The sequence below is a fragment of the Gelidibacter sp. genome (assembly GCF_039916245.1).
In the GTDB taxonomy this organism is placed as follows: domain Bacteria; phylum Bacteroidota; class Bacteroidia; order Flavobacteriales; family Flavobacteriaceae; genus Gelidibacter.
This window is the reverse complement of record NZ_JBDSLS010000122.1, coordinates 1-7,794: the sequence shown is the minus strand read 5'-3', so window position 1 is coordinate 7,794 and position 7,794 is coordinate 1. Positions and strand designations below refer to the sequence as shown.

Sequence of the window (7,794 nt, the reverse complement as noted above, 5' to 3'; positions counted from 1 at the left end):
CGGCATTTAGTGATGTCAAATATGTGGAACCGTTAATTGGAAAAGATACGATTAACACGCTACCCATGGATACCATCGACGCCTTTCGTGATCATGGGAAAGTCACCGAAACTATAACTCAAGACATCGATCACGCCCATAAAGTAATGAATGACTTAAAGGACGGTGGGATTAATATTGATGATATAACCAAAAAACTGGAAGACGAAGGGATCATGAAGTTCAAAGATGCTTACGATAAATTATTAAAAAGCATTGACAGTCAGAAGTACAAAAAAAGGTTAGAGAAATGACCGATGTTGAGGTTTCGAAAATAAAAGTCGTGTTCATGGACATTGGCGGCGTATTGCTGACCAATGGCTGGGGACATGAATCGCGTCAAAAAGCGGCGAAAGTTTTTGACTTTGACTTTGATGAAATGGATTTCCTACACGATTTCATCTACAATGTATTTGAAATTGGAAGTATTTCGCTTGACGACTACCTCGATACAGTCGTATTTCATTGTCCGCGTAATTTTACCAAAGCGGCTTTCAAAGAGTTTATGTATGCAGAATCTGTAGAATTACCCGAGCTATTGGCTTGGTTAAAGAATTGGAAAAAACATACAGATCTACCTGTGTTTGCCCTCAGCAATGAAGGTCGAGAGCTCAATGGTTATCGAATTAAAAAATTTAAGCTTCACGAATTATTTGACGGATTCTTCTCTTCTTGTTATGTGGGGTATCGTAAACCCGATCCAAGAATTTTTAAAACCGCTATGGAAATCGTACAAGTGAAACCCGAAGAATGTTTGTATTTCGATGACAGACCCATGTTGGTCAAAGCAGCTAAAAACCTGGGAATTAACAGTATTCAACATCAGAAATTTGAAATCACGTCAAAAATCCTCGAAAATTTTTCACGAAAATAAAAACATTATGGAACGAGCACGCCAAAAACTATAACACTCATGGGAATGATTAATAGCGAACAGCATGCATGTGGTGAGCGAAGTCGAACTATGATCATTGAAAAAAATAAAAATAAACACATGAAAAAAGAAAATACAACTCAAAGTGCATTTGGAATGATTGGTCTTGGCACTATGGGCTCCAATCTTTTACAAAATATCGCCGATCAAGGATACGATTGCGCTGGATACGATAATGATACCAGTAAGGTAGATAGTCTCAATAATCTGAATCGTGATAATATTCACGGTTTTTCAGACATCAACGAATTTGTGAAAAGCCTGAAAAGCCCAAAAACGGTGATGCTCCTAGTTCCTGCCGGCAAAATCGTGGATACCGTAATAGAAGAATTACTCAAAGTAATGGATCAAGGAGATATCATAATCGACGGTGGAAATTCACATTTTACAGATACCGAACGTCGCTATACCGATTTGGAAAAAAAAGGATTCCACTTCATCGGAATGGGTGTTTCCGGTGGCGAAGAAGGCGCACGAAAAGGCCCAAGTATGATGCCTGGCGGCGATAAAAAAGCCTACGAAACAATAAAGCCTATTCTTGAAAAAATAGCGGCACATGTTAATGGCGAACCTACAGTGGCCTATATGGGCGATCGCTCAGCAGGTCATTTTGTAAAAATGGTCCACAATGGGATTGAATACGCTTTAATGCAATTGATATCAGAAACCTATGAGGTTTTAAAAAATGGACTTCATATGGATAACGACAACATTCACACCATTTTTGAAAAATGGAACGAAGGTCGATTGCAATCTTATCTTATAGAAATTACCCGCGATATTTTTGCCTACAAAAAAAAGGGCACCGACACGCTCCTGCTCGATGACATCAAAGATGAAGCCAAAGCAAAAGGCACAGGTATGTGGACCTCACAAGCGGCTATGGACTTAAACCTTCCCATACCAATAATAGATATTGCCGTGTCCATGCGTGATCTTTCTAAATATAAGGATTTACGCACGAAAGCTGCAACCTTATATCCTGACTCAACTGAAATGCAATATCATGATAAAAATGATGAACATGTAACCAAACTTGAACACGGTTTTTATTTCGCAATGGTTTCTGCTTATGCACAGGGAATGCACTTGTTATACCGTGCGAATGAAGAATTTAATTACAATCTCAATCTTGATTTAATTGCAAAAATATGGCGAGGTGGCTGCATCATCCGTTCAGAGTTTCTGGAAGATATTTATGCTGCATATAAAAAGGATTCGGAATTAAAACATTTGTTTTTGAATGATACTGTTCAACGGAATCTTGCTGCAAGTTTACCTGGTATCCGATCTGTCGTTTCAAACGCTGCCCTTCATGGGATTGCAACTCCAGCTTTCTCAGTGGCATTAAGCTATTTTGATAATTTCCGAAGTGAAGAAATGCCCGCAAACCTCATCCAGGCACAACGTGACTTTTTCGGCTCACATACTTACGAACTCAAAGGAAAAGAAGGCACTTTTCATACGGAATGGGAAAAACCGACCAGTTAAGGATAAACCGTTTTATCAAGTCAAAGATTCAAAAAATTAAAAACCATGGTAAAGACATCAAGTAAAAAAGCAAACCCTACCATTTTTCTCATTTTTGGAGGAACGGGAGACCTGACCAACCGAAAAATAATGCCTGCCCTTTATAATCTTTTTTTAGATAATTGGTTACCCGAAAACTTCGCCATTATAGGCTCCTCGTCAACCGCAATGAGCGACGAAAAATACATAAGTGAATTATTGAACGCAGTGAACCAGTTTTCCAGAAGCGGCAAGCCAAAAAAAGAAGACTGGGCCAGTTTCTCATCACATATTACTTTTCAGTCTGCCGATATTACAGATGCTGCTGCATTTAAACCGTTTGGCGCATTGATTGAAAAATACAAAAAGGAATGGAATGAGCCGCCTTCCATAATTTATTACTGCGCCGTGGCACCTCGTTTTTTCAGCATCATTGCGGAGAATATTTCCAAAGCAAAACTTGAAAACGATCCCAAAACGACTCGAATTATTGTAGAAAAACCTTTTGGTAATGACCTGGAATCGGCCAAAGAACTGAACAAGAAATTATTAAGTTTATTTGACGAAACACAGATTTATCGCATCGATCATTATTTAGGCAAGGAAGTGGTTCAAAACGTCATGGCTTTACGATTTGCAAATGCGATAATGGAACCGCTCTGGAACCGAAATCATGTAGAACACGTTCAGATTTCGGTAACGGAACAAATTGGCGTGGGCACTCGAGGTAAATATTTTGAAAGTGCCGGGGTATTGCGCGACATGATTCAAAACCACCTCTTGCAGTTGCTCTGTATCATTGCCATGGAACCGCCGATCAACTTTGATGCCGACGAAGTGCGCGACCGAAAAGTAGATGTGCTCAAAGCCATGCGGAAAATTGTACCGAGAAAAGTCGACGTCATGTCCGCACGAGGTCAGTACAGCTCTGGATGGATTGAAGGAAAAGAGGTTGTGGGATATCGTGAAGAAAAAAATGTTGACCCAGATTCGAATACCGATACTTATGCGGCGCTAAAACTTTATGTGGATAATTGGCGTTGGCAGGGCGTTCCGTTTTATTTGCGAACAGGGAAACGACTTTCCAAAACTGCTTCGATCATTACCCTTCAATTTAAAGAGGTGCCACACAATATTTTTATTACTGAAGAATCAGGCACGCCAAAGCAAAATCGGTTGGTTATTAGCATTCAACCCGATATGGCCATTCGGTTTCAATTACAGAGTAAAATACCTGGACTCGAAATGACTTTAAACACGGTAGATATCGTTTTTGATTATTTCGGAAATAAAAAAACCGATTCGCCCGAAGCCTACGAAACTCTTTTATTAGATGCTATCACAGGCGATCAAACCCTGTTTATGCGTGCGGATCAGGTAGAGGCTGCTTGGGAATTGATTACGCCAGTTCTCAATTATTGGGAGAAAAATAAGGCTACCGACTTCCCCAATTATTCAGCGGACTCATGGGGCCCCGAAAATGCTGAAGCCCTTATTGCCAAAGATGGCTATCATTGGTTTAATCTACCCGAAAAAAACAAGAAAGGATAATGAAAAATTTGGAAATATACCAAGACACTGGTGATTTGATAAAAGCTTTGGCGAAAGTCATTTGCGAAACTTCACAAGAAGCAATTGATGCCCGAGGACAATTTAATTTTGTACTTTCTGGTGGCAGTTCTCCAAAAAAACTATATGAACTATTGGCCTCCAAACCCTATCAAAAAAAAATTGATTGGGATAACACCTATTTTTTCTTTGGCGACGAACGTTACGTTTCCGCAGATGATAAACAAAGAAATTCCATAATGGCCGAAGAGACTTTATTCAAGCCTTTAAAAGTTGAAGAATCTCATATTTTTAAAGTGGATACCACTTGTTCCCCGGAGGATGCGGCCCAAAGATATGCGAAATCCATAGCCACACATTTTCAGAAGAAACCGGTCGTATTCGATTTTATTCTTTTGGGTCTTGGCGATAATGCACATACCGCTTCCCTCTTTCCAAATACTGCGGTATTGGAAGAAACCGAGGCCACCATCAAATCCGTATTTGTAAAAGAAGTGCACATGTACCGAATTACGATGACTGCCCCATTAATCAATCAAGCCAGGCACATTGCCTTCTTGGTTTTTGGAGAAGGAAAAGCTGAAGCCGTTTACCACGTTCTACACAATAACGGAAACTCACCATTGGAATATCCCGCAAAACTTATTCATCCTAAAAAGGGATGTTTATATTGGTTTTTAGACACAAATGCCTTTACGGTCATAGAACAAAAAGACAACGAAATAATCTTTAAAAAAATTTAGATATGTTCCCCAAAATAAATCCCACAAAAACAGCGGCCTGGAAAGCATTAATCGCACACCATATCGAAATGAAAAAAGTTCAGATGAAAGATCTGTTTGAACAGGATTCGAATCGATTTGAAAGGATGTCCATCCAATTTGATAACATCCTTTTTGACTATTCCAAAAATATCATTACAGAAGAAACCTTAGAAAAGCTCTTGAAATTGACAGATGACTGTAAATTAAAAACCGCACGAGAAGCGATGTTTGCCGGAGAAAAGATCAATGAAACCGAAGATCGCGCAGTTATGCATACGGCTTTACGAAGTTTTTCTGATCAACCGATTACCATTGATGGCGAAGATATTATGCCTGAAATTCGCGAAACCCGTCAAAAGATGAAATCTTTTTGCAAAAAGATTCACAGTGGCGAATGGAAAGGCTTTAGCGGAAAAAAAATCAAGAACATCGTCAACATAGGAATTGGTGGAAGCGATCTTGGTCCTGTAATGGTTACTGAAGCATTGCGACCGTATTGGATGGAAGACATTCAGGCGTATTTCGTATCCAATGTCGATGGCACTCAAATCGTCGAAACACTAAATAACTTGGATCCTGAAGAAACGCTTTTTACCATTGCCTCTAAAACCTTTACCACTCAAGAAACCATGACCAATGCTCATACCGCGCGCGATTGGCTTTTGAAATCGGCTAAGGATGAAAAACAGGTTGCCAAACATTTTGTAGCGCTTTCGACTAATGAAAAAGGTGTAACAGACTTTGGAATTGATCCAGAAAACATGTTTGTGTTCTGGGATTGGGTTGGTGGTCGTTATAGCCTTTGGAGCAGTATCGGACTTTCCATCGCACTCACAATTGGTTATGATAATTTTGAAAATTTACTCAAAGGTGCTGAGTCCACAGATAAGCATTTCAGAACGACCGATTTTAAGGAAAACATTCCGGTAATCATGGCACTTGTTGGCATTTGGTACACCAATTTCTTCGGATCAGAAACTGAAGCCATTTTGCCTTATGACCAATATATGCACCGATTTCCTGCTTATTTTCAACAAGGCAATATGGAAAGCAACGGCAAACATACCGACCGCAACGGACTTGATGTCACTTACAGTACAGGCCCAGTTGTTTGGGGCGAACCCGGAACCAACGGCCAACACGCCTTTTATCAGCTTATCCACCAAGGCACACATTTGATTCCTTGCGATTTTATTGCGCCGGCCATCAGCCATAATCCTATTGGAAAGCACCATCCTATCTTGGTTTCTAATTTTTTCGCTCAGACCGAAGCTTTGATGAATGGAAAAAATGCTGACCAAGTAGCCGAGGAACTCAAAAAAGAAAAAATGGATAAAGTGACGATGGAAAATCTGATTCCGTTTAAGGTTTTCACAGGTAACAAGCCTACGAATTCATTTTTACTCAAAGAAATTACACCGTTTTCATTAGGAGCACTTACGGCACTATATGAGCATAAAATATTCGTACAAGGCGTTATTTGGAATATTTTCAGTTTTGATCAATGGGGCGTAGAACTCGGGAAACAATTGGCTCAAAAAGTACAACCTCAACTTGATAATCAAGATAAAATCACGTCGCATGATGGGTCGACCAATGGATTAATTAATGCTTATAAAAAGTGGCGGGTGTAAATTTTTGAGGAAATACATTGAAACATTAAGAAAAAAATTAAGGAATTGAGGACATTAAGAGCTTAGTTAAAACAACAGAACTTAATCTTCTTAATACCTTAATGATCTTAATGATTCAAAAAACTTAATAGTTAAGAAAAAAATAACCATGAAGAAAGAAATTGAGGACATTAAGGCTTTAGTTAAACACAACTTAATTTTCTTAATACCTTAATCATCTTAATGGTTAAAAAAACCTAAAAGTTCACTAAACAATGTCAGTTTTCCGGCAATTCATCAGGAATTATCATTTTTGCAACTCCAATTCGGTCGTCGGCCATTCCGTAGTACACGTCAATTCTATTGGGTTTTCCAATATCATCACGACGATCTGTACCTGTTGGAAATACCACATCGCCAACAGTACCAATGGTCTCTGCGTCTAATTCTGGAGTCAAAATTGGTTCAGTAGAACGGTAAAGTATTTTTTGTGGTTCTTTTTCAGATAAGATCATTACTCCTGCAGAATAGGTATATTTTGGGGCGTCTTTGGTACATTCATCATGCTTCTTAACGCCGTGATAAATCAATAACCATCCATGCTTTGTCAAAACAGGTGGAGCGCCACCACCTATTTTCAATTTTTCCCATGGGTAAACTGGGTGTGCAAGACAATGATGTGAAGTGAATTTCGCATTTTCCAAAGAGGTGTTTTTTCCTTCTTTTAAGTTAAAATAGGAAATCCAGATACTTTCTTTGTGTTTATCTATATCCCGATCTTCTTCAAGTTTAACCGTTTGTTCAGGAATAGAATCCGGAAAAAGAGGACGATGCAACATGGCGATAGAATTGTGATTATGCGGACTCGGAAGATTAATTGGAAAAAAACTGGCATCTTTATCATCCACATTGTTAAAATCGAGAGGTTTATAAAGTGCAAAACATACCAAACCCATTCGTTCCCAAGTAAAAAGATCTTTAGACCTGGCCATGGCAATTCGTGGTCCATGAGGTCCATAAGCGGTGTAGGTCATGATATAATGCTCAACTGCATGTACATAAGCAATTCTCGGATCCTCACATCCACCGCCACCATCTGGCCTTCTCTCATAATCAGCTTTGGGTTCGAGTGCTATGCCTAAACGCTCCACTTCAAACGGCTCTCCATCATCATTAAATTTCACTCTGGCAATACCAATACGCGAATAATTATTCTTACCAACCAAACGCGGAAAGATATAAAGCGCTCCATCAGGCCCGCGTGTTACCGCAGGATTGAGCACACCTTCAACTTCCATTTCATTTCCAACTTCGGGCGTCATTAGCGTACAAATGCGGTGTAATTTAAATGGAATCATAGATTTTA

General features: G+C 39.3%; 7 protein-coding genes. 6 read left to right on the top strand and 1 reads right to left on the bottom strand.

Translation table 11 applies throughout. The features are described 5' to 3' along the window. The 6 genes from ABIQ28_RS06300 to pgi form a co-directional block, all read left to right on the top strand. A partial coding sequence (locus ABIQ28_RS06300) for a transaldolase family protein (RefSeq protein ID WP_348036029.1) occupies positions 1-293 on the top strand: 293 nt, incomplete at its 5' end. Then, entirely contained in the window at positions 290-913 is a 624-nt protein-coding gene (locus ABIQ28_RS06295) for an HAD family phosphatase (protein ID WP_348036028.1), read from the top strand. The genes ABIQ28_RS06300 and ABIQ28_RS06295, both read left to right, overlap by 4 nt. 120 nt (positions 914-1,033) lie before the next feature. Further along, positions 1,034-2,464: an NADP-dependent phosphogluconate dehydrogenase gene (gndA, locus tag ABIQ28_RS06290; RefSeq protein ID WP_348036027.1), complete on the top strand. Its 1,431-nt coding sequence runs from the start codon at positions 1,034-1,036 to the stop codon at positions 2,462-2,464. Between the two features lie 45 nt (positions 2,465-2,509). Then, entirely contained in the window at positions 2,510-4,033 is a 1,524-nt protein-coding gene (gene zwf / locus ABIQ28_RS06285) for a glucose-6-phosphate dehydrogenase (RefSeq protein ID WP_348036026.1), read from the top strand. Continuing rightward, positions 4,033-4,794, top strand: a complete 762-nt coding sequence (gene pgl / locus ABIQ28_RS06280) for a 6-phosphogluconolactonase (RefSeq protein WP_348036025.1) — start codon at positions 4,033-4,035, stop codon at positions 4,792-4,794. Before zwf ends, pgl begins: the two co-directional genes overlap by 1 nt. A gap of 2 nt (positions 4,795-4,796) precedes the next feature. Then, positions 4,797-6,449 carry a glucose-6-phosphate isomerase gene (gene pgi, locus ABIQ28_RS06275; protein ID WP_348036024.1) on the top strand — a complete coding sequence of 551 codons (1,653 nt, stop codon included), beginning with the start codon at positions 4,797-4,799 and terminating at the stop codon, positions 6,447-6,449. Positions 6,450-6,706: 257 nt separating this feature from the next. Here the strand turns inward: pgi and ABIQ28_RS06270 are convergent. Continuing rightward, on the bottom strand, positions 6,707-7,794 hold a 1,088-nt coding region (locus ABIQ28_RS06270), incomplete at its 5' end, for a hypothetical protein (protein WP_348036023.1).